This window comes from Halorubrum xinjiangense, from assembly GCF_049604745.1.
Taxonomy (GTDB): Archaea; Halobacteriota; Halobacteria; order Halobacteriales; family Haloferacaceae; genus Halorubrum; species Halorubrum xinjiangense_A.
On sequence record NZ_CP187140.1, the window covers coordinates 609,708 to 628,964 of the forward strand.

The window sequence follows — 19,257 nt, forward strand, 5'->3', positions numbered from 1 at the left end:
TCTCTGCTGGTGGTTTTCAGTACACGTGATACAGCAGCAGGTACACGCCGATCCCCATCGTGAAGGAGATCAGCCAGAGGACGGCGCCGACGAGCCCGACCTGCGCGTGTCGGGTGTGGTAGAGTTCCTCGTACGGGCGGGTCGCGGCGAGGAAGAGGGCGTGGAAGACGAAGGGGACGCAGACGATCGCGAGCAGGATGTGGATCGCGAGGAAGGGGAGGTAGACGTACGAGTAGACCGCCTCGGGGCCGGGGAACTCGGTCGTGCCGACGAGGATCAGCCGGTAGAGGTACGCGCCGAGGAACGCGACGAACAGCGCGAACGAGGTCACCATGAAGTTCCGGTGGCGCTCCACGTTCCCGCGGGAGATCTCACGCCAGCCGAGGACGATAGTGGCGATGGCGGTCGCGGAGACGGCGGCGTTGAAGTGTGGGATCGCGGCGAGGACGGCGTCGCTCGCGCGCGGCAGCAGCGAACTCGGAACGACGCCGCCGACCGCCGCGAAGACGAGTGCGAGCGCGACGCCGGAGGCGACGGCGGTCAACACGGGGACGTTCTCGCGGGCCCAGTCGGACATGTTCGTGTGGTGGGACGCGACCCCCAAACGCGTGCCGGTTGCGGTCGCCGAGCCGCGGCGGCGCGCCGCCGCTCGCCGGTCTGCGAAACTCCGCCACGCTCCCGCCAAATGGAAGGGCTTTTAATTAGGGGAAGGGTACGTGGAGACGCGACAGAACACCGCGAGCGTGGGTAGCCAAGCCAGGCCAACGGCGCAGCGTTGAGGGCGCTGTCCTGTAGAGGTCCGCCGGTTCAAATCCGGTCCCACGCATCGCTCGGGGCACACCCCCAACGATGCAGGTGTTGTCTCTACGACAGCACCCACGCACAATTCCTTTCGAACGTTACTCGGCGAGTGGCAACTACGATCGGAACGCTGTGGTTGTGGACACCTTCAAAGCCACAGCCGATCGTTTATAAATATCTCATAACGGATCAGCGGTGAACACCTCCAAAGCCCCAGCCGCGAGGCTGGCGCACGCTCGCTGCGGTCCTCAGTCACTCGCTCCGCTCGTTCCTTGCGGTCCTTGCGTCGCCTACGGCGCCCTCCCGGCTGCCCCTTTGAGTCCCACCCGACCGCGACCGCACGGCACCTCACGCCTCCCCAGCCTCGTCGGCCTCCCTCCGCTACGCTCCGGCCGACTGACTCCCTCGCGCGTGCTGTCTCGCGGCCGCCGGGGGCGGCCGCTCGCAGGCACGCGCCACCGCTTCAGTCATTTATAAACAACCACAGTTATGTCGCTCCGCATCGCTCGCGCGAACTGCCACCCTTTTAGTCGCGCGCCGTCGGAGTGAGGCGTAATGAGTACGGACGCGACCCCCGAGTACGACTACGAGGAGCTGGGGCTCGTCGCCGGGCTGGAAATCCACCAGCAGCTCGACACGGAGACGAAGCTGTTCTGCGACTCCCCGACCGTCGAGCGCGACCCGGACGAGGCCGAGCGGTCGATCACCCGGCAGCTCCACCCGACCAAGAGCGAACTGGGCGAACTCGACGACGCCGCGATGGAGGAGAGCCGCGTCGACCGCGAGTTCACCTACCTCGCGTACGACACCACCTGCCTCGTCGAGGAGGACGACGAGCCGCCCCGGCGCGTCGACGGCGAGGCGCTCTCGGTGGCGCTCCAGATCGCCGACCTGCTCGACCTCTCCGTCGTCGACCAGGCGCACGTCATGCGGAAGCTCGTCATCGACGGTTCGAACACCTCCGGCTTCCAACGCTCGATCCTCCTCGGACAGGACGGCGAGATCGAGACGGAGTCTGGCTCGGTGTCCGTCGTCGACCTCATGCTCGAAGAGGAGTCCGCCAAGCGCGTCGAGGAGACTGACGACGGCGTCGTCTACTCGCTCGACCGGTTGGGGGTGCCGCTCGTCGAGATCGGCACGGGCCCGGACATCCGCAGCCCCGAGGGCGCCCGGAAGGCCGCCGAGCGCATCGGGATGCTGCTCCGCTCGACGGGCGCGGTCAAGCGCGGGCTCGGCACGATCCGCCAGGACGTGAACGTCTCCATCGCGGACGGCGCCCGCGTCGAGGTGAAGGGCGTTCAGGACCTCCAAGGCATCGAGGACATCGTCCGCGGCGAGGTCGGGCGGCAGGCCGAACTGCTCGAGATCCGCGACGAGCTCCGCGAGCGCGACGCGAGCGTCGGCGACGTCTCGGACGTGACCGACGTCTTCGCCGACACCGAGTCGGGCGTCATCCGCGGCGCGCTCGACTCGGGCGGGAAGGTCACCGCGGTCCCCCTCTTCGGCTTCGACGGCCTCGTCGGCCGCGAGATCCAGCCCGACCGCCGGCTCGGCACCGAGTTCTCCGACCACGCGAAGCGCCACGGCGCGGGCGGCATCTTCCACACCGACGAGCTGCCGGCGTACGGCGTCACGGCCGAGGAGGTCGACGCGCTCCGCGACGCGGTCGGCGCCGGCCCCGAGGACGCGGTCGCCATCGTCGCGGCCGACCCCGAGACCGCGGACCTCGCGATCGAGGCCGCGGCCGACCGCGCTGAGACCGCGATCGAGGGCGTCCCCGAGGAGACCCGCGGCGCCAACGACGACGGGACCACGCGCTACCTCCGCCCTCTCCCGGGCGCCGCCCGGATGTACCCTGAGACGGACGTGCCGCCGGTAGAACCGGACCCCTCCGACGTAGAGACGCCCGAGCTGCTCGACGAGAAGGCCGAGCGCTACGCAGCGGAGTTCGGCCTCGACGCCGGGCTCGCCGAGCAGGTCGCGTTCGGCCAGCGGTTCCCGCTGTTCGAGACCGCGGTCGAGCGCGGCGTCGACCCGACCTTCGCGGCGTCGACGCTGGAGTCGACGACGACCGAGATCCGCCGCGACGGGGCGCCCGTCGAGAACCTCACCGACGACCACTTCCTCGCGCTGTTCGACCTCGTCGAGGACGGCGACCTCGCGAAGGAGGGCGTCCCCGAGGTGTTAACGACGCTCGCGGAGGAGCCCTCACTGTCGGCCGCCGAGGCCGTCGAGGCGGCCGGGCTCTCGGGCGTGAGCGAAGCGGAGGTCCGCGAGGCGGTCGTCGAGGTCGTCGAGCGCAACGCCGACCAGATCGAGGCCGAGGGGATGGGCGCGTTCTCCGGGCTGATGGGCGAGGCGATGGGCGCGCTCCGCGGGAAGGCCGACGGCGAGGTCGTCTCCGACGTGTTACGCGAGGAGATAGGCAAGCGGTCGTAGCGTCCGCTCCGTCCGTTAGGCCCGTTTTTTACGTGTCGGAAGGCCCTGCTTCGATCCGAGGGACCCCAGATGGCAGACTCGTCTCCGGCCGACCCGTCTGACGACCCGTCCTCGCCGGACCGGACGCCCAACCCGTCAGTCGCGAAGACGCGCGGCGACCGCGTCTCCGACGCGACGAACCGCTTCATCCACGGCGTCGAGCTGGCCGCGGCGGCGCTTTTCGCGCTCCTCTTCGGCATCGGCGTAATCGACCTCGCGATCCAGATCGCCGAGTCCGTCCCCACCGGCGAGATAACGGATCCGAACACGGTCATCGGATTCATCGAGACGGGACTGCTCCTGCTCATCATCGTCGAGGTGTACGAGACGGTGGTCGCCTACATCGAGCAGAGCGACACCCGTCGAATCGTCAGGCTGGTGATCTACACCGGCGTCATCGCGATGGTTCGGAAGGTGATCATCTTCCGCACCACGGAGTACCCGTCGACGCAGGACGCCCTATTCGCCGCGTTCTCCTACACGCTCGTGATACTCGGCCTCGTGGCACTGCTGTACGTCGAGCGGTCGGTGGGGCGTTCGCTGCTGGCCGAGTGAGACCCGCTTCGGCCCGACCCGAAACACGTGACGCCCCCGACACTTTTTGTTCGTCGGTGCGGAACTCCGCTCTATGCGAGAGCCGTTCGACCCGGGGTTCGACTTCGACCGCGGGACGGTCGCGGCGGTCACCGCGACGACGATCCTCCTGTGTGTGACCGTGCTGTTCGTGTTGAACCGCCCGGCGTGGATGCTCCCCGCCGCCATCACCGTCGGCGTGATCGCGACGATGCTCGGCGGGTTCTACGACGCGAGCGCGAACAACGCGCTCCTCGGCGTGGCGCTCGCCACGATCCCGCTGTACCTGCTCGTGTTCGTCTACCGGATCGGGGGCGTGCCGACGCCGGGAACGGACCCCGACCTACTGTTCGCCACCGCGGTCTACTCGATGGGCGACATGATCGGCTACGCGCCCATGATGGCGATATTCGGCTATCTCGGCGCCACCGCCGCCGATCGGGCCCGACGGCGCTTCGAACCGCCGATCGGCTACCCCGACGGCGGGGACGCCCGACGGATCCCCGGGCTCGACGACGAGACGCGTTGACCGACCGGCCGGCGTTCCGGGTCAGTCCGTCAGCTCCTCGATCAGCGTGTCGAGGTCGTACGTCGCCGGCGCGCGCGGCTCGTCGCGCAGCGTGGCGATGGTGAACGTCGAGTTCGTGCGCTCTACCTCCGGGATCGCCTCGAAGTCGCTGATGAGGCGCTCGACGGTGTCCGACGAGGAGAGCCGCGCGAGGACGACGAAGTCCGTCTCGCCCATCGTGAAGAACGCCTCCGTGACGCCCTCGACCGCCAGCAGCTCCTCTGCGAACTCCTCGTAGGGCCCCTCGTAGCTCGCGAGCACCTCGACGATGACCGTGACGCCGAGCCCGAGCGCCTCGTGGTCGAGGTCGTACAGGTCGTTCTCGATGACGCCGTCCTCGCGGAGGTTGTTCAGGCGGTAGTGGATCGTCGACACCGGAATCCCCGTCTCCTCGTGGAGCCGCTCCGGGCTCCCGGTGCCCAGATCGGAGATGGCCTTCAACAGCCGCACGTCGCGCTCGTCCATACGTCCCCTTCCCGTGATGGTCTGTTATATATTGCGACCGATACGGTTGGAGTCGAGTTCAAGATTCGCGCTCATTTCGGAACCGTATCGCACGCAATTCGTATGTGTGGTTGATCATTTCCGATCTCGCCGAATTCAAGAGATGAGTTTAACTATCTCAGATAATTTTGAATCGGTAGTCAATGAACTTGCGGAACCTACTCCCCACTCCCGAATCGATCCTCGCGGCGTTCGTCCTCCTCGCGACGCTGTGGGGTACCTCCTTCGTCGCCATCGAGGCCGGGCTACACTACTTCCCGCCGTTGCTGTTCGCCGGCGTCCGCTACGCGATCGCCGGCGCGATCGTGTTAGGCGTCGCCGCGGTCGCCTCCGGCAGGACGGTCCCCCGAGGTCGCGACGAGTGGCTCGGGGTCGCCGTCGCCGGCGCCTTCGTGATCGCCGCGTACCACGGACTCCTCTACGTCGCGGAGCTCCGCATCTCGGGCGGGGTCGCCGCCGTGGTCGTGAGCCTCGCACCGGTGTTGACGGCCGTGTTCGCGGCCGTCCTCCTCCCGAACGAGCGCCTCGGCCCCTTCGAGATCGGCGGGTTCGCCCTCGGTATCCTCGGCGTGATCGTGATCGCCGACCCGATGGAGGCCGGACTCGGGAGCGCCGCCCTGTTCGGGGTCGCTCTCGCGTTCGCCGGCGCGGTCGCCTTCTCGCTGGGCGCCGTGCTGCTCCGCCCGCTCCGGACCGACCTCCCGATCGCCGCGCTCCAGGGGTGGGCGATGGTTTCCGGCGCCGGGCTCCTGTTCGTCGGCGCCGCCCTGCTCGGCGAGTCGCCCGCGGCGATCGTCTGGAACGCGACGTCGGTCGCGTCGCTGTCGTACCTCACGCTGCTGTCGGGCGTCGTCGCGTTCCTGATCTACTTCGCGCTGCTCGATGAGGTCGGCCCGGCCCAGCTCCACCTCGTCGGCTACGCGGAGCCGGTCGTCGCCGCCGTCGGGAGCTGGGTCCTGCTCGGCAGCCTGATCGAGGCGGAGGCGATCCTCGGCTTCGTCGCGATCCTCGCCGGCTTCCTCGTCTTGGAACGCCACGAGATCGCCGCCTACGTCGGCGTCGAGGACGCGCTCCGAGCGCACTGAGGCGGTCGCCGCCGACGGTTTCGAACCTTTACTCGCCGATATCCTGACTGAGCCCCGCGCGCAGGTCGCGACCGAAGTAGTGGCCGAGCAGCGCGAGCACCAGCCCGACGCCGCCGCCGACCGCGACGAGCGGAAGTCCCCACTGCGAGAGGTAGTCGATTCCGATCGGGAGGAACCCGACGCCGAGGACGCTCGTCACCGCGCTCGCCGCGCCCGCCGCACCGCCGGCGATCCCCGTCTCGACGTACCGGCGCGTCGAGAGGACGAGCCCGAGCAGGAACGCGGCGAGGAACACGCCGCCCGCGGTCCCGACCGTCCCGCCGATGAGCGGGATCAGGCCGCCGACGAAGACGCCGACCGCGACGGCCACGAGCGCGAGTCCGAACGCCTTCGCCGAGAACCACCGACCCGAGACGCCGATTCTGCCGGTGCCGCCGGATTCGCCGCCGCTACCGGTTCTCCCGGCGCTCCGCCCGCTCTCGGTGGCCGTTTCGGCCGCCGCGGCGTCGCCGGAATCGGCGCCGGACGCCCCCCCGCTGCCCGCGAGGTCGTCATCGAGGAGGTCGTCGAGGTCGTCCATCGGGTCGTCGTCGGACGACTCGCGCTCCTTGGAGGGTTGCATACCGGACGGTTCGGGCCCGCGGACTTGGCTTTTGTGCCGCGCTCGCCCTTCGCGTCGACGGTCGCCGCGCGGACGCTGCGCGGTCGCGTGTGACGCGGTACCGTTCGCCGTTTCACCGGAAACGAGGTGTGGGGTCCGTCGGTTCGCCGCGCTCAGCGGCTGCTATCCGGGCCGTCCTCCCCCTCTCCCGCGTCAGACCGTCGCCCGCCCCACACGCGCTTGTCGACCAGCGCGACCGTCATCGGGCGGTCGACCGAGATCTGACAGGAGAGCCGTGGATAGCCGAACCGGTTGGCGAGGCGGTCGTGCCAGTGGTCGGCCGGCGGTCCCTCGCGGACGCGGACGCCGCAGGTGGCACAGAGCCCGCGACCGCCGCAGTTGAACCGGCGGGTCGCGGGCGCGTACGGCGACAGCCCGGCGTCGAGGAGGACCCGACGGAGATTGCGGCCGCGTTCGACATCGAACTCGACGCGCTCGTCGCCGTCGAGGACGACGAGCGGGACTGTTTCGGACTCGTCGTCAGCCCTGCCGTCGCCGCCATTGTCGCCACCGCGGGGGTCGCCGTCTCCATCGCCGCGGTCGTCGTCGCTCATCACCGGTCCTTCGCGCGCCGGGCACAAAGCGTGCCTGACCCGCCCGGGCGTTCGAGACCCGGAACGGCTTTCGGCGCGGGCGGTAATCGGGCCACATGGACACGCGGCGCGCGTTGCTGGACGCCCTCGCGGTCGACGACGGCCCCGTTTCCGGCCCCGCCCTCGCCGACTCGCTCGGCGTCTCGCGGGCGGCCGTCTGGAAGGCCGTCGAGGGGCTCCGCGAGGAGGGGTTCGCCGTCGAGTCGACGCCCGAGGGGTACGTCGCCCCCGACGACCCGGGCTACTCCGGGGCGGGTATCGCCTTCGGGCTCGACGCCCCCTACTCGGTGGAGTACCACGACCGGATCGGATCGACGAACGAGCGGGCCCGCGAGCTCGTGGGAGACGGCGCCGCCGACGTCGCGGTGGTCGCCGACGAACAGACCGGGAGCCGGGGGCGCCTTGACCGCGAGTGGGTGGCGCCGAGCGGCGGCGTCTGGCTGTCGGTGCTGACGCGCCCCGACGTGCCGACCGCGCGGGCGCCCCTTTTCACCCTCGCGGCCGCGGTGGCGACGACCGACGCCGCGCGCGAGGCCGGCGTGGACGCGCGGATCAAGTGGCCGAACGACGTGCTCGTGGGGGACGAGGCGGACGAGGCGGACGAATCGGACGAGGCGGATGACTCGGACCCGACCGGCCGCGGCGGCCGGAAGCTGGCGGGGATCCTCACCGAGATGGAGGGCGAGGCCGACCGGGTCGGCTGGCTCGTCGTCGGGGTCGGTGTCAACGCCAACATCGACCCCGAGACGCTGCCCGCGGGCGCGACGTCGCTGTCGGCCGAGAAGGGCGCCCCGGTCGACCGGCGGCGCTTCGCCGCGACGCTGCTCGAACGCTACGCGGAGCTGACGAAGTCGCCGTCGGCGCTCGACGGGGTTCTCCCGGCGTGGCGCGAGCGGGCGAGCACGCTCGGCCGGCGCGTTCGCGTCGACACCGCGGACGGGGTCGTGGAGGGCACCGCGGTCGACGTGGCGGAGCCGGGGGCGCTGGTGGTCGACACCGAGGAGGGGCGCCGGCGCGTCCACGCGGGCGACTGCGAACACCTCCGCGACGCGGAGTGAGTCCGGCCTGCCGGAGCGCGGTCGCCGCGCCCTCCTACCCCGTCTCAGTCGCGTCGGAGACCGACCCGTCCGCGTCGGTTCCGGCCGCCCCCGTCCCGCCCGCGGTCGCTGACTCCTCGCCTCCCGCGGCGCCGCTCGCGCTCGCGGACTCGGCCGCGCTCGCGGCGGCCTCCTCGTCACCGATCCGCACGGTCAACACCGGAACCGACGAGCCGCGGACGACCTTCTCCGCGACGCTGCCGAGAAGCAGTCGGTCGATGCCGCCGCGGCCGTGGGTCCCCATCACGACGAGGTCACAGCCCGTCTCCTCCGCGTGCGTGATGATCTCGCGGCTGGGCGACCCCTCGACGACGGCCGTCTCGACGTCGACGTCGCGGTCCGCGGCGAATTCGCACACGGTTTCGAGCGCGGCCTCCGCGTCGTCGTACAGCAGGTCGCCGACGCCCTCCCAAGTCGTTTCCATCGGCATCCCGGCGTACCGCGCGGTGTCGACCACGTAGATCGCGCGGACCGAGGCCCCGTGGACCGCGGCGAGGTCGAGCGCGTGGCACACCGCCAGCTCCCCCTCCGAGGAGCCGTCGGTCGGAACCAGAATTCGGTCGTATAGGGGCATGTTCACATGTACCGTGTCACCGACGGCGGATAACTCTTTGCGGTTCTTGCCGGTTTCTCGCCGGTATCCGTCGAACCCATACCAGGGCGCGCGTTTATGCCTCGTCCCGCCGATGGGACGGTATGACCGACGAGATCAACCTCTCCCGGCTCGAACCGACGCTCGAAGACCACGAGTACCCCGCAGACCGCGAGGCGCTCGCCGAGTCGTTCGCGGGCACGACGGTGCTGTTCGCCGACGGCGACGCCGACCTCGGCGACCTCCTCGCCGACGTCGACCAGGAGACGTTCGCGAGCGCCGCCGACGCGCAGGCCGCGCTCCAGAACGTCCTCCCGATCGAGGCGCTCGGCGAGCCGGGGCAGTCCGACGGCGACGCGTAACCGCGCCCGACCGGCCCCGGATCCCGATCCTCGTCACCGCTCACCACGCCACGGCGCGTCTCGCATCGCTTTTTACCGCGGATCGCGCACTGGTGGTAATGAGCTATCGGATCGGTCTCGTCGGCAAGCCCTCGGTGGGGAAGTCGACGTTCTTCAACGCCGCGACCATGAACGACGTGCCGGAGGGCGCGTACCCGTTCACCACCATCGACCCGACCGTCGGCGAGGCGTACGTCCGCGTCGACTGTGCCGCGCCCGAGTTCGACGAGACGTGCACGCCGAGCGTCGGCGTCTGCCGCGAGGGGACGCGGTTCGTCCCCGTCAAGCTTGTCGACGTCGCCGGGCTCGTCCCGGGCGCCCACGAGGGGCGCGGGCTGGGCAACCAGTTCCTCACCGACCTCAACGAGACCGACGTGCTGATCCACGTCGTCGACTTCTCGGGCAAGACGGACATCGAGGGCGAGGCGACCGAGGGCCACGACCCGCGCGAGGACATCGACTTCTTGGAGGAGGAGCTGGACGCGTGGTACCTCGACGTGTTAGAGAAGGGGTTAGAGAAGTTCGAGACACGCTACCACGGCGCGGACGCGGCGATCGAGGCCGAGCTCGCCGACCAGATGTCCGCGTTCGGCATCGACAAGGACCGGATGAAGCGCGTCATCCTCGCCGAGGGGCTGGAACTCGACCCGGAGACGTGGGACGAGATGGACCGGATCGAGCTGGCCCGCGAGATCCGCAAGCGGACGAAGCCGATGGTCGTCGCCGCCAACAAGATGGACACCCCGGAAGCCCAGGCGAACTGGGAGGAGATAACGACCGACCCCGACTACGACCACCTCTCCTTCGTCCCCGCGAGCGCCCACGCGGAGAAAGCGCTTAAAAACGCGGACGACGCCGGCGTCGTCGACTACACGCCCGGCGAGAGCGACTTCGACGTCGTCGGCGACGTCTCCGGCGAGCAGGAGACCGGCCTCGACCAGATCGGTGAGTTCGTCGACGAGTACGACGGAACCGGGGTCCAGGGCGCGCTCGAAGCCGCCGTCTTCGACGTGCTGGGCTGTATCGCCGTCTTCCCCGGCTCCGCGAACGGGAGCAAAGACGAGAAGGGCGTGTTCCGCGACTGCTTCATCCTCCCGGAGGGCTCGACCACCGAGGACTTCGCGTACCACATCCACTCGGACATCGGCGAGGGGCTCCTCCACGGCACCGACTGCCGGAGCGGCCGGCAGGTCGGCGCCGACAACGAGCTCTCCCACCGCGACGTGATCGAACTGGTCTCGACGAAGCAGGCGGCGCCGTAGCCGGGGCGGCATCGTAGTCGGCCCGGACCGCTCCGACCCCTGCGTCCGGGTCCCCGCGACTCCGATCAGCTATTACCCGCCAGGGTCCAACCCACTTCCATGGAACGGACCGTCACGGTCGAACCCGAGGCCGGCATCCACGCGCGACCCGCCTCGAAGCTGGTACAGACGGCGAACCGATTCGACGCCGACGTGTCGATCGGCCGCGACGACGACGGCGACGACGGCCTCGTCCGCGCCGACAGCATGCTCTCCGTCAGCGGGCTCAACGTCGAGCACGGCGAGTCGGTCCGCGTGGTCGCCGAGGGCTCCGACGCCGAGGCGGCGCTGGACGCGGTCTGCGACCTGCTCACGAGCCCAGTCGAGGAGCCGGCGGAGGAGGAGGCGGACGGGGAGGGAACCGAGACGGACGGCGGCGACGCGGACGGGGAGGACGCGCCGTGAGGACGCTCGACGGCGTCGGCAGCACGCCGCGCTCGGGCGTCGGGACGGCGCGCTGGTACCGCCCGGACGACGACCTGACGCTCCCCGACCGCCCGGATCCCGAGTCGGTCGACGTCGCCGCGGAACTGGACCGCTACGAGGCGGCTCGGGACAACGTGCGCGAGGCCCTGCGCGAGGCCCGCGACCGGACGGCCGAGCGCGTGGGCAAGGAGGAGGCGGCGGTGTTCGAGGCCCACGAGAGCTTCCTCGACGACCCGACGATCGTCGAGGACGTCGAGGCCGCGATCGGTGAGGGGACGCCGGCGGCACACGCCGTCGCGGACCGGTTCGACGAGGCCGTCGCGCAGTTCGAGGGGATGGAGGGGCGGATGGCGGAGCGCGCCGACGACCTGCGCGACGTGCGCGACCGGCTGCTTCGCGCGCTCCTCGGCGCGGACAACGGCGGCCCGGGCACCGACGACCCGGCCGCCGCCGATCCAGCCGTCACTGACCTCGCCGCGCTCCCCGACGGGACGATCCTGCTCGCGGAGCGCCTCACGCCGAGCGACACCGCCGCGCTCGACCCCGACGCAGTCGCCGGGATCGCGACGGTCGAAGGAGGTCGGACCTCCCACGCCGCGATCATCGCGCGGTCGCTCGCGATCCCCGCGGTCGTCGGCGTCGGCGCCGAACTCGAATCTGTCGCGGACGGCGAGACGGTCCTCGTCGACGGCGAGGCCGGAACGGTCGTCGTCGACCCCGACGAGGAGCGGCGCGCCGCGGTCCGGGAAGCGGGCCCGGAGGCGATCCGCGAGCGCGTCGAGACGAGCGACGGCCGGCCCGTCGAGGTCGCGGCCAACGTGGGCGGCGAGGCCGAACTGGCTCCGGCAGCCGAGCGCGGCGCGGACGGGATCGGGCTGTTCCGGACCGAGTTCCTCTTCGTCGACCGCGAGGCGCCGCCGAGCGAGGACGAGCAGTACGAGGCCGTGACGGCCGCGCTGTCGTCGTTCCCGGACGACCGCGTCGTCGTCCGAACGCTCGATGTCGGCGGGGACAAGCCGGTCCCGTATCTCGACCTCCCCGACGAGGAGAACCCGTTCCTCGGGCGGCGCGGAATTCGGCTGTCGCTCAACGAGCACGCCGACCTCTTCGAGACGCAGCTCCGGGCGCTGCTGCGCGCCGCGGCGACCGAGGACGGCGACGGGCTGGCCGTGATGTTCCCGCTGGTCACGCGGGTCGATGAGGTCGAGCGCGCGGTCGACGCCGTCGAGGAGGTCGCCGACGACCTCGCGAGCGAGGGCGTCGACCACGCGGTCCCCGAGCTGGGCGCGATGGTCGAGACGCCGGCGGCGGCGTTCCTCGCGGACGCGCTCGCCGAGCGCCTCGACTTCCTGAGCGTCGGGACGAACGACCTCGCGCAGTACGTGATGGCTGCCGACCGCGGGAACGACGCCGTGGCCGACTACCACGACCCGCTCCATCCGGCGGTGTTGCGCGCGCTCGACCGCACGACTGCGGCGGTCGAGGACGCGGGCGCCGACGCGTGGGTGGGAATGTGCGGCGAGATGGCGGGCGACCCGGCACTGACGGACCTGCTCGTCGGCCTCGGCTTCGACGAGCTCAGCATGAGCGCGGTGACGGTCCCGGACGTGAAACGCCGGGTCCGCCAGGTCGACGGGGACGACGCCCGGTCGCTCGCGGCCGACGCGCTCGCCTGCGAGACGCGCCGCGAGGTGCTGGACGTGCTGGGCCTCGACGACCGCGCGGCGTAGACCGACCCGGAATAAAAGGCCGTCCTCGGCTTACAGCTTCTCGATGTCGCGGGCCGCCTCCGCCTGCTCGCGGACGGATTCGATCGTGGCCGACGGGTCGGTGGCCGCGACCGCCGCGTTCACCGCGCCCTCGAGGACGGGCGCGTCCGCGATGACTGCCTCCGCGTCGCTCAGCTCGACCGCGACGTCCGCGTTCATCACCGCGCTGCCGAGGTCGACGAGGACGACGACGCCATCGCCTCCGTCCCCCGCGTCGCCATCGCCTCCCGCACCCCCGGCCGCGGCGTCGATGGCGTCCTCGATCGCGTCCGGGACGGTGCCGATACCGCCCTTCCCGTCGCCGCCAACCGGTTCGATGCGGGTGTCGCCGGCCATCTCGGCGGCGACCTCCGCGATCCCCTCGGCGGCGCGCTCGCTGTGCGAGACGACGACGAGCCCGACCATCAGTCGTCCTCCGGGGCGGGGTCGTCGCTCGCCTCGTCCGGATCCTCGTCCGGGATCGTCGGCGAGGTCGCGTCCGTTTCGGGCACGTCGACGTCGAGTCGCGCCGCGGCGACCGCGAGCAGCTCTTCGAGGATGAACAGCGCGCTCGTCGCGCCCGGGTCCTGGTGGCCGACGGAGCGCCAGCCGAGGTAGGAGGCGCGGCCCTTTCGGGCTCTGATCGGGACCGTGAACGCGACGCCGCGCTCGGCGGCGTCGACGGCCTTCGCGAGCGCCTCGATCGGCGGGAGGTCGTCGGTCTCGATCGACTTCTTGAACGTGTGGACCGCGGGCGTCAGCGCGTCCACCATCGTCTGGTCGCCGACGCGCGCGTCGCCGCGGTCCTCGACCTTCTCCAGGTAGGTCTCCGCGAACGCGACCGCGGTCTCGGGGGTGATCCCCTCGTCGAGCTCGGCCGCCGCGAACACGAGCGACCCGCCGAACAGCGGGCCGGAGGCGCCGCCGACCTCGCCCATCAGCGTCTTGCCGACCGTCTTCGCGACGGTCTCGGCGTCCGCGTCGTCGAGGTCGCGCGCGGCGTCGGCCGCCTCGGCCCAGCCGCGCGCCATGTTGCCCCCGTGGTCGGCGTCGCCGATGGCGGAGTCGAGCTGCGTGAGGTGGTCGCGTTCCGCCTCGATGCGCTCGGCGACCGCCTCGACCGCGGCGACGACCGCCGGTCCGTCGTCGCTCGTCCCGTCGCCGGTCGTTCCGTCGTCGCTCATTTGACGGTCAGCGCCGGGGTGTCGGCCGGCGCGTCGAACAGCTCCTTCAGCTCGTCGTCGACCGCGCACACCGTGATCGACGCGCCGGCCATGTCCAGCGAGGTCATGTAGTCGCCGACCCACGCGTCGTAGGTCTCGAGGCCGCGCTCGCCGAGCAGCTCCTGGAGCCGGCGGTTGAGGACGAACAGCTCCATCTGCGGCGTGGCGCCCATCCCGTTGACGACCGTAAGTACCTCCTGGCCCTCGTCGAGGTCGAGGTCGTCGAGGACCGCCTCGGTCAGGTGCTCGGTGATCTCGTCGGCGGGCATCGTCTCGGTGCGCTCGGTGCCGGGCTCGCCGTGGATCCCGATGCCGAGCTCGATCTCGTCCTCGCCGAGGTCGAAGGTGGGCTCGCCCTTCTCCGGGGTGACACAGGAGGTGAGCGCGGTGCCCATCGTGCCGACGTTGTCGACCACCTTCTCGGCGACGCGCTTGACCTCGGACAGGTCGGCGCCCTGCGCGGCCTTCGCGCCCGCGGCCTTGTGGACGAGGATCGTCCCGCAGACGCCGCGGCGGCCGGAGGTGTACAGCGAGTCCTCGACGGCGACGTCGTCGTTCACCACGACGCTCTCGACCTCGACGCCCTCCATCTCCGCGAGCTCGATGGCGGTCTCGAAGTTCATCACGTCGCCCTCGTAGTTCTTGATGATCGCGAGGACGCCGTCGCCCGCGTCGCAGGCGCCGATCAGCTCCTCGAACTCGTCGGCGGTCGGCGAGGAGAACACGTCGCCCGCGGCCGCCCCGTCGAGCATCCCGTCGCCGATGTACCCCGCGTGGGTCGGCTCGTGGCCGCTGCCGCCCCCGGTCACCAGCGCCACCTTGTCGTCGACCGGCGCGTCGTCGCGCACGAGCACCTGCGTGTCCGGCAGGCGCCGCAGGCGGTCGGGATGCGCCGCGGTCATCCCCTCCAGCATCTCGTCGACGACGTCGTCCGGATCGTTGATCAGCTTCTTCATGGTCGTTGCTACCGACTCACGCTGACCGGTTAAACATAGTGGCCCCGGGGGTCTACGCCCCCCTGCCTCCGGGGATGTCGCAGCCTTCTCCGGGGAATCGTCGCCGCGCCCGCCGGCGGTCAGTTCGGCTCCAGATCGAGGCTGCCGCACTCCCGACAGCGGAACACGCCGGCGTCGCTCTGGTCCGGCACGCGGAACTCGTGGCCGTTCTCGCAGACGCTGCCGTTCTCGAACGCCTCGTCGCTGGGTTCGATGTCGGTCGACTCGCAGGCCGGGCAGGCGAACGCGCCGTGGCCCAGCTGTGTCGGCGCCTCGAAGTAGTGGCCCTTCCGGCAGCGCCCGCTGTCCGTGACGTCGTCCGTGCCCGGCGAGACGTTCTTGACGTTGCACTTGGGGCAATAATAGGTCCCGTCGCCCGCCTGCTTCGGCGACGCGAAGTAGTGGCCGTTCGCGCAGCTACCGCCGTTGTCGAAGGGATCTATACCCCGCCCGACGGAGAACTGCGTGTAAACTGCTGTGGTCGGGATCGTTGCGGGAAATCGAAATGAGGGGTTCGGTGGGTGTGTACCTCAAACCGTAGCTCCCCAATCGGCGCGGACGAGCGTCGCGAGCGCTGCCGGGTACTCGTCAGTCAGTGTCGATCCGTCGGCGTTCAGTCCGGGGAATTCTTGCTCCCCAGTGGCGAAGGCATACATGGCTTTCGTGCTACCTCACGGAAGCCCACGCGGACCCGCTGTCCCTAGCAGCGGGGTCCGCATCCTTTCAGAGTGGACCCATCGAGGAGCGACGAGTCCGCGAGAGTGCTTCCGTGATTGAGGAATCACGACTACGTGATGATAAATCTAATCACTAAAGCGTGATTTTTGAGTCACTGTACCGTGATTATTATCAGCGATCCGGTAGGATTTTGAGAGCCAATTAATGTTTTAGGATATGCGCCAGCCCGCAGATTGGATGACACCCATGGATGACCGAGTCCTTGAGGTGCTTGATGCGGGTCTAGTCCTTTCTCCTACTATTATCGCGTATAATATCGACAAGAGTCGAGAAGCTGTAGGAAGAAGACTCTCCAAATTGTCAGAGGCAGGCCTTGTTGACCGAATCGAGCGCGGCAGATACGAGATTACAGACTCTGGTCAGAGTTATCTTACAGGGGAGGTTGCTGTTGATGATCTACAGAACAGATCCAGTTGAATTGATGATGGCTACAGCTCAATACACGATGCTTCAATTAGAATACTGGCCTAATATCATTGGAATAGGGTTGTAAAATCGTACAAGTGTCCCCAAAAATGAGTGGATCAAAAGCAGTGTCAATATTGAAGAGAGTTATATCAATAACCGGCAAGTCAACTCTTGCTTTTGTACTTGGATCCATAATTACTTCCGTACTATTTCTAATAATATTTAAAAATACGCCAAGCGTATTTGAAATACCGAATATACTTGTTGGGCTTGCTGATGGCGTTTGGATACCAGCGGTTCTAACGGTCTTTGGAAGTTTCTTGCTGTACATTAAACGAGAGAAAGATCGGCGGAAGAGACTAAAGAAGGCATTTGTCGCGGAGCTGCGTGAGCTATCGACTCTTTCTAAACTCCCTGTCAGCTTACACGATTTGGACAAAACTCCTACAAAGGAACGAATTCCTCCCGACGCGATCCCACCCGCGGAAGCGTTACCTACGCTAGTTTATGAGAATAATACAGAGTCGTTGTCTCGGCTAGATCAAGAAACCGTAGAGGAGATTGTCCAATTCTATTCAACTCTCATTAGGCATAAAGCAACTATTAGAATGATTCATGAGGAAGACCCGAAAGATAAGTCAACCCAGACGCTCCCAATGTCTGACCACAAAGACCTATTTGATGAAGCGGGAGATCTACGCCGAGAGAGAAGACGTCTATTAAATCGGTTGAACGAATGATAATCAAATTTCCTTGAGAAATGTTTAACAGGGCGCCTACTAAACTGTAGATAAGACTGAGGGCTACCTCCTAACGCGAAAGCCCGTGTAACCAAAACACATGAGCAAACTAGATTTTCTAGATGTTGGGTCAGAATCCTACGAAGAGTTCCCCGACTTCGTAGACTACATCAAAGAAGATGTAGAGTTAGCGGAAATTGAGGGGAAACTCAGTTTAATCGGATCTATCTCTGAATTTGAGAGCAAGGAGCAACTTGTTAGCAGTTTGAATCCTACATTTGAAATAATCAGAGACCTAGGAAATCTTTTATTAATCTCTGGTGGCCCGAATAATACGCCTTTCTATGTACACATAAATGACTTTTGTCCGGTGTTCTTGACAACTGGGACCAAGACAAAGGATCTACCAGCGACAATTGATACGTATTTCAAAAGAGAGGGCAGTGTTAGCCGATTATGGGTTGGAAAAAAGCAAATGGATACTATCCGCAGAGGGATTGCTAATAAGCATCCTGATGTGAGAATACCGTACTTTACTGCTCACCACTCCCCGACGTCAGAGGATACGATTGGTGGAATAACACGCCCTGATTTTGAAAGGACCATACAGTACTACGGGGAAGATGGCAGGAGAACATTCCAAGAAGTGAAAAGTAAGTACGGAGTCTTCCCAACGAATGTCCGTTTTAAGAAACCAAATGGTTTCAAGTTTAGAATTACAAATGACGGCGTATTTACGATTAATTCTGGGCTCTCAGAACCACTTACGATTATTCAATCGTCGATTGATCGTCTCCGTGAGGTCAAAAGCAAAATAAAGACATCTGATTTCGATCAAGTGAGTAACGAGTTTGTTTCCGAACAGAACTTGGAAATGAGTGAGCCTTGGGGAATAAAGCTAGAGAGTGGATTGGAAAGACGGGATGTAGATAATTTTGCTGCGAATATCCAATCGAGGGATTGGGATTTTGAACTCTCTCGTCTAACTTCTTCGTTTGGTGATATCCCTGGATTTAGTGCAGAAATCGTCGATCAGAATTCATACGGAAGAGCGGGAATGAGGACGAAAAATGACTTGATCCGGGTCTATCCACGAGAGCATACGACATTTAGCCAGTTTATGCGCATCTACAGCTTTGTAAGCGACCATATTGATTCAAATGCTCAGCCTATCGCACTATGATCTCGGATCTACCAGATGTGAATGATTACGCTGAGCGTTTCCATTCGAATAAAAAAGCTCGATTCAAGGAGCGATATGAAGAGATCTTGGACGATAACAAGGTTGAAGAAATCAAGCCGTCAGTTCAAACGGACATCAGTCTTGAACAGGAGCATGTAGATCTGGTCAGAGCAGTTTCATCTGGGTTCCATCAAACAAGTAGAGCACCCGGTTCCGAGAGTGGATTCAAGTTTTCATGTGTAGATCCTCTTTCAGAGGAAGTCGGTCTCGACAATGGGGCTGATGTGCTACTTGCTAGAACAAGGGAATTCAGTCGAGTTCAATTGTGTGTCGTCGCATGTGAGGTCGATGACTCGACAGTCCCCAGCTGGATCTCCAATATAAACAGTATACATTCTACATTCAGTGACCCGTCCAACAGAGATAAAATTCTGGATCAGATTGGCGCGGGATCAAAAACTCTTGACGAGATACAGTACATCACGTTAATCAAGCCAGAAGACTACGGTAGCCTCTCCTTTTCGGAATTAAACGGGCGTTGTAACCCATCAGAGTATGCGGTTTGGTCTGTGAAAAAGAATGGGATGTCGGAAATATGTCATGAAGGTGGCGAGTTGATCCACAAGGAATTATTGGATGTCATACAGAATTGCTTTGATTATGATGTTGCGGAAAATCCTATTGAGTACACTTTAGGTACTGATCAGGTGGTACCTCTGTCAAACGTGGTATACCGACTTGTTCGTGGAAAAGACATCTACGAAGATGCTGAGGAACCTCTTGAATTCACAAGATCAGAGTTTAAAAGCAAATTTGCTGAAAAACTCAAGCTTAGCACGCCTGAACCTAAAAAAGACGAAATGATAGATAGCGCGGTTAGAGACATGCTTACTACTGGTGTTCAAATTGGAATCTTCTCAAAATCGAGTCCCAAGCTTGATAGAAGTGATTACCGCATAATGTATAAAGGATCTGACGATGCCAAGACGGCAGAAGATGCAGTATTCACTAAGTATATTGAAAAAGTGGCTGAGAACCGGCTACAAATTCAAGCCTTTGAGCAAGCAAAGTCTGAGTTTAGCACGGGTCAGAAAGGACTGAGCGACTTCAGTTCTACTGAAGTCGAATAGACGAGACTGCCT

Annotated in this window: 21 protein-coding genes and 1 tRNA gene; 13 read left to right on the forward strand and 9 right to left on the reverse strand. The window is 65.7% G+C overall.

Translation table 11 applies throughout. The annotated features are described in order from the left end of the window. Positions 1 to 16: 16 nt before the first annotated feature. Positions 17 to 577, reverse strand: a complete 561-nt coding sequence (locus tag ACOZ35_RS04035; protein WP_424015177.1) for a DUF420 domain-containing protein — start codon at positions 575 to 577, stop codon at positions 17 to 19. 164 nt (positions 578 to 741) lie between these two features. Between ACOZ35_RS04035 and ACOZ35_RS04040 the strand changes: the two genes are divergently transcribed. From ACOZ35_RS04040 to ACOZ35_RS04055, 4 genes are all read left to right on the forward strand, one after another. Continuing rightward, positions 742 to 826: transfer RNA gene (locus ACOZ35_RS04040), tRNA-Leu, on the forward strand. Between the two features lie 530 nt (positions 827 to 1,356). After that, the gene (gene gatE / locus ACOZ35_RS04045; RefSeq protein ID WP_424015178.1) at positions 1,357 to 3,240 is read left to right on the forward strand and encodes a Glu-tRNA(Gln) amidotransferase subunit GatE; all 1,884 of its coding nucleotides are present in this window, start codon (positions 1,357 to 1,359) and stop codon (positions 3,238 to 3,240) included. Positions 3,241 to 3,309: 69 nt separating this feature from the next. Beyond that, a complete protein-coding gene (locus ACOZ35_RS04050) occupies positions 3,310 to 3,834 on the forward strand; it encodes a phosphate-starvation-inducible PsiE family protein (protein WP_424015179.1) in 525 nt (174 codons plus the stop codon). Positions 3,835 to 3,907: 73 nt separating this feature from the next. Next, positions 3,908 to 4,381, forward strand: coding sequence for a hypothetical protein (locus ACOZ35_RS04055; RefSeq protein ID WP_424015180.1), 474 nt, complete (start codon positions 3,908 to 3,910; stop codon positions 4,379 to 4,381). A gap of 21 nt (positions 4,382 to 4,402) precedes the next feature. Here the strand turns inward: ACOZ35_RS04055 and ACOZ35_RS04060 are convergent, their stop codons facing one another. Next, on the reverse strand, positions 4,403 to 4,885 hold the full coding sequence (locus ACOZ35_RS04060; protein WP_121595868.1) for an Lrp/AsnC family transcriptional regulator: 483 nt from the start codon (positions 4,883 to 4,885) through the stop codon (positions 4,403 to 4,405). 182 nt (positions 4,886 to 5,067) lie between these two features. On the opposite strand from ACOZ35_RS04060, the gene ACOZ35_RS04065 reads away from it, so the two are divergent. Beyond that, positions 5,068 to 6,009: a DMT family transporter gene (locus ACOZ35_RS04065; protein ID WP_424015181.1), complete on the forward strand. Its 942-nt coding sequence runs from the start codon at positions 5,068 to 5,070 to the stop codon at positions 6,007 to 6,009. Between the two features lie 28 nt (positions 6,010 to 6,037). On the opposite strand, the gene ACOZ35_RS04070 is transcribed toward ACOZ35_RS04065, so the two are convergent. Then, positions 6,038 to 6,631: a hypothetical protein gene (locus ACOZ35_RS04070; RefSeq protein ID WP_424015182.1), complete on the reverse strand. Its 594-nt coding sequence runs from the start codon at positions 6,629 to 6,631 to the stop codon at positions 6,038 to 6,040. Positions 6,632 to 6,783: 152 nt separating this feature from the next. Further along, the gene (locus ACOZ35_RS04075; protein ID WP_424015183.1) at positions 6,784 to 7,224 is read right to left on the reverse strand and encodes a 2Fe-2S iron-sulfur cluster-binding protein; all 441 of its coding nucleotides are present in this window, start codon (positions 7,222 to 7,224) and stop codon (positions 6,784 to 6,786) included. A 95-nt stretch (positions 7,225 to 7,319) separates the two neighbouring features. On the opposite strand from ACOZ35_RS04075, the gene ACOZ35_RS04080 reads away from it, so the two are divergent. Beyond that, the gene (locus ACOZ35_RS04080) at positions 7,320 to 8,321 is read left to right on the forward strand and encodes a biotin--[acetyl-CoA-carboxylase] ligase (RefSeq protein ID WP_424015184.1); all 1,002 of its coding nucleotides are present in this window, start codon (positions 7,320 to 7,322) and stop codon (positions 8,319 to 8,321) included. Between the two features lie 34 nt (positions 8,322 to 8,355). Here the strand turns inward: ACOZ35_RS04080 and ACOZ35_RS04085 are convergent, their stop codons facing one another. Then, positions 8,356 to 8,934, reverse strand: coding sequence for a universal stress protein (locus tag ACOZ35_RS04085; RefSeq protein ID WP_424015185.1), 579 nt, complete (start codon positions 8,932 to 8,934; stop codon positions 8,356 to 8,358). Positions 8,935 to 9,056: 122 nt separating this feature from the next. Here ACOZ35_RS04085 and ACOZ35_RS04090 point away from each other — a divergent pair, with 122 nt between their 5' ends. The 4 genes from ACOZ35_RS04090 to ptsP all read left to right on the forward strand — a co-directional run bounded on the left by ACOZ35_RS04090 (position 9,057) and on the right by ptsP (position 12,810). After that, positions 9,057 to 9,314 carry a DUF5789 family protein gene (locus ACOZ35_RS04090; RefSeq protein WP_424015186.1) on the forward strand — a complete coding sequence of 86 codons (258 nt, stop codon included), beginning with the start codon at positions 9,057 to 9,059 and terminating at the stop codon, positions 9,312 to 9,314. A 98-nt stretch (positions 9,315 to 9,412) separates the two neighbouring features. After that, positions 9,413 to 10,615, forward strand: coding sequence for a redox-regulated ATPase YchF (locus ACOZ35_RS04095; RefSeq protein WP_424015187.1), 1,203 nt, complete (start codon positions 9,413 to 9,415; stop codon positions 10,613 to 10,615). Between the two features lie 99 nt (positions 10,616 to 10,714). Next, complete coding sequence (locus tag ACOZ35_RS04100; protein WP_424015188.1) at positions 10,715 to 11,059, forward strand: HPr family phosphocarrier protein; 345 nt, start codon at positions 10,715 to 10,717, stop codon at positions 11,057 to 11,059. Beyond that, positions 11,056 to 12,810, forward strand: coding sequence for a phosphoenolpyruvate--protein phosphotransferase (gene ptsP / locus ACOZ35_RS04105; RefSeq protein WP_424015189.1), 1,755 nt, complete (start codon positions 11,056 to 11,058; stop codon positions 12,808 to 12,810). The genes ACOZ35_RS04100 and ptsP overlap by 4 nt, the downstream gene beginning before the upstream one ends. Positions 12,811 to 12,840: 30 nt before the next feature. Here ptsP and ACOZ35_RS04110 read toward each other — a convergent pair whose 3' ends face one another. The 3 genes from ACOZ35_RS04110 to dhaK are packed head-to-tail and all read right to left on the reverse strand — an operon-like array spanning position 12,841 to position 15,007. Next, on the reverse strand, positions 12,841 to 13,254 hold the full coding sequence (locus ACOZ35_RS04110) for a PTS-dependent dihydroxyacetone kinase phosphotransferase subunit DhaM (RefSeq protein WP_424015190.1): 414 nt from the start codon (positions 13,252 to 13,254) through the stop codon (positions 12,841 to 12,843). Next, positions 13,254 to 14,012 carry a dihydroxyacetone kinase subunit DhaL gene (dhaL, locus tag ACOZ35_RS04115; RefSeq protein ID WP_424015191.1) on the reverse strand — a complete coding sequence of 253 codons (759 nt, stop codon included), beginning with the start codon at positions 14,010 to 14,012 and terminating at the stop codon, positions 13,254 to 13,256. The genes ACOZ35_RS04110 and dhaL overlap by 1 nt, the downstream gene beginning before the upstream one ends. After that, complete coding sequence (gene dhaK / locus ACOZ35_RS04120; RefSeq protein ID WP_424015192.1) at positions 14,009 to 15,007, reverse strand: dihydroxyacetone kinase subunit DhaK; 999 nt, start codon at positions 15,005 to 15,007, stop codon at positions 14,009 to 14,011. Before dhaK ends, dhaL begins: the two co-directional genes overlap by 4 nt. A 954-nt stretch (positions 15,008 to 15,961) precedes the next feature. On the opposite strand from dhaK, the gene ACOZ35_RS04125 reads away from it, so the two are divergent. Then, a complete protein-coding gene (locus ACOZ35_RS04125) occupies positions 15,962 to 16,201 on the forward strand; it encodes a transcriptional regulator (RefSeq protein ID WP_424015193.1) in 240 nt (79 codons plus the stop codon). A 37-nt stretch (positions 16,202 to 16,238) separates the two neighbouring features. On the opposite strand, the gene ACOZ35_RS04130 is transcribed toward ACOZ35_RS04125, so the two are convergent. After that, positions 16,239 to 16,523 (reverse strand): hypothetical protein, encoded by a 285-nt coding sequence (locus ACOZ35_RS04130; RefSeq protein WP_424015194.1) that lies wholly within the window; start codon positions 16,521 to 16,523, stop codon positions 16,239 to 16,241. A 509-nt stretch (positions 16,524 to 17,032) separates the two neighbouring features. Here ACOZ35_RS04130 and ACOZ35_RS04135 point away from each other — a divergent pair. Both ACOZ35_RS04135 and ACOZ35_RS04140 read left to right on the forward strand, forming a co-directional pair. Then, on the forward strand, positions 17,033 to 18,115 hold the full coding sequence (locus ACOZ35_RS04135; RefSeq protein WP_424015195.1) for a hypothetical protein: 1,083 nt from the start codon (positions 17,033 to 17,035) through the stop codon (positions 18,113 to 18,115). Further along, a complete protein-coding gene (locus ACOZ35_RS04140) occupies positions 18,112 to 19,245 on the forward strand; it encodes a hypothetical protein (protein ID WP_424015196.1) in 1,134 nt (377 codons plus the stop codon). The genes ACOZ35_RS04135 and ACOZ35_RS04140 overlap by 4 nt, the downstream gene beginning before the upstream one ends. Positions 19,246 to 19,257: the final 12 nt, after the last annotated feature.

What these genes read in the sequence shown, in the direction of transcription:
- ACOZ35_RS04095 (WP_424015187.1), top strand. Translation starts at nt 9,413, where the DNA reads ATGAGCTATCGGATCGGTCTCGTCGGCAAGCCCTCGGTGGGGAAGTCG.
- ACOZ35_RS04075 (WP_424015183.1), bottom strand. Translation starts at nt 7,224, where the DNA reads ATGAGCGACGACGACCGCGGCGATGGAGACGGCGACCCCCGCGGTGGC.
- ACOZ35_RS04085 (WP_424015185.1), bottom strand. Translation starts at nt 8,934, where the DNA reads ATGCCCCTATACGACCGAATTCTGGTTCCGACCGACGGCTCCTCGGAG.
- dhaL (WP_424015191.1), bottom strand. Translation starts at nt 14,012, where the DNA reads ATGAGCGACGACGGAACGACCGGCGACGGGACGAGCGACGACGGACCG.
- gatE (WP_424015178.1), top strand. Translation starts at nt 1,357, where the DNA reads ATGAGTACGGACGCGACCCCCGAGTACGACTACGAGGAGCTGGGGCTC.
- ACOZ35_RS04070 (WP_424015182.1), bottom strand. Translation starts at nt 6,631, where the DNA reads ATGCAACCCTCCAAGGAGCGCGAGTCGTCCGACGACGACCCGATGGAC.
- ACOZ35_RS04110 (WP_424015190.1), bottom strand. Translation starts at nt 13,254, where the DNA reads ATGGTCGGGCTCGTCGTCGTCTCGCACAGCGAGCGCGCCGCCGAGGGG.
- ACOZ35_RS04125 (WP_424015193.1), top strand. Translation starts at nt 15,962, where the DNA reads ATGACACCCATGGATGACCGAGTCCTTGAGGTGCTTGATGCGGGTCTA.
- ACOZ35_RS04055 (WP_424015180.1), top strand. Translation starts at nt 3,908, where the DNA reads ATGCGAGAGCCGTTCGACCCGGGGTTCGACTTCGACCGCGGGACGGTC.
- ACOZ35_RS04065 (WP_424015181.1), top strand. Translation starts at nt 5,068, where the DNA reads ATGAACTTGCGGAACCTACTCCCCACTCCCGAATCGATCCTCGCGGCG.
- ACOZ35_RS04140 (WP_424015196.1), top strand. Translation starts at nt 18,112, where the DNA reads ATGATCTCGGATCTACCAGATGTGAATGATTACGCTGAGCGTTTCCAT.
- ACOZ35_RS04135 (WP_424015195.1), top strand. Translation starts at nt 17,033, where the DNA reads ATGAGCAAACTAGATTTTCTAGATGTTGGGTCAGAATCCTACGAAGAG.
- ACOZ35_RS04130 (WP_424015194.1), bottom strand. Translation starts at nt 16,523, where the DNA reads ATGTACAGCAAGAAACTTCCAAAGACCGTTAGAACCGCTGGTATCCAA.
- ACOZ35_RS04035 (WP_424015177.1), bottom strand. Translation starts at nt 577, where the DNA reads ATGTCCGACTGGGCCCGCGAGAACGTCCCCGTGTTGACCGCCGTCGCC.
- dhaK (WP_424015192.1), bottom strand. Translation starts at nt 15,007, where the DNA reads ATGAAGAAGCTGATCAACGATCCGGACGACGTCGTCGACGAGATGCTG.
- ACOZ35_RS04100 (WP_424015188.1), top strand. Translation starts at nt 10,715, where the DNA reads ATGGAACGGACCGTCACGGTCGAACCCGAGGCCGGCATCCACGCGCGA.
- ACOZ35_RS04060 (WP_121595868.1), bottom strand. Translation starts at nt 4,885, where the DNA reads ATGGACGAGCGCGACGTGCGGCTGTTGAAGGCCATCTCCGATCTGGGC.
- ACOZ35_RS04050 (WP_424015179.1), top strand. Translation starts at nt 3,310, where the DNA reads ATGGCAGACTCGTCTCCGGCCGACCCGTCTGACGACCCGTCCTCGCCG.
- ACOZ35_RS04080 (WP_424015184.1), top strand. Translation starts at nt 7,320, where the DNA reads ATGGACACGCGGCGCGCGTTGCTGGACGCCCTCGCGGTCGACGACGGC.
- ACOZ35_RS04090 (WP_424015186.1), top strand. Translation starts at nt 9,057, where the DNA reads ATGACCGACGAGATCAACCTCTCCCGGCTCGAACCGACGCTCGAAGAC.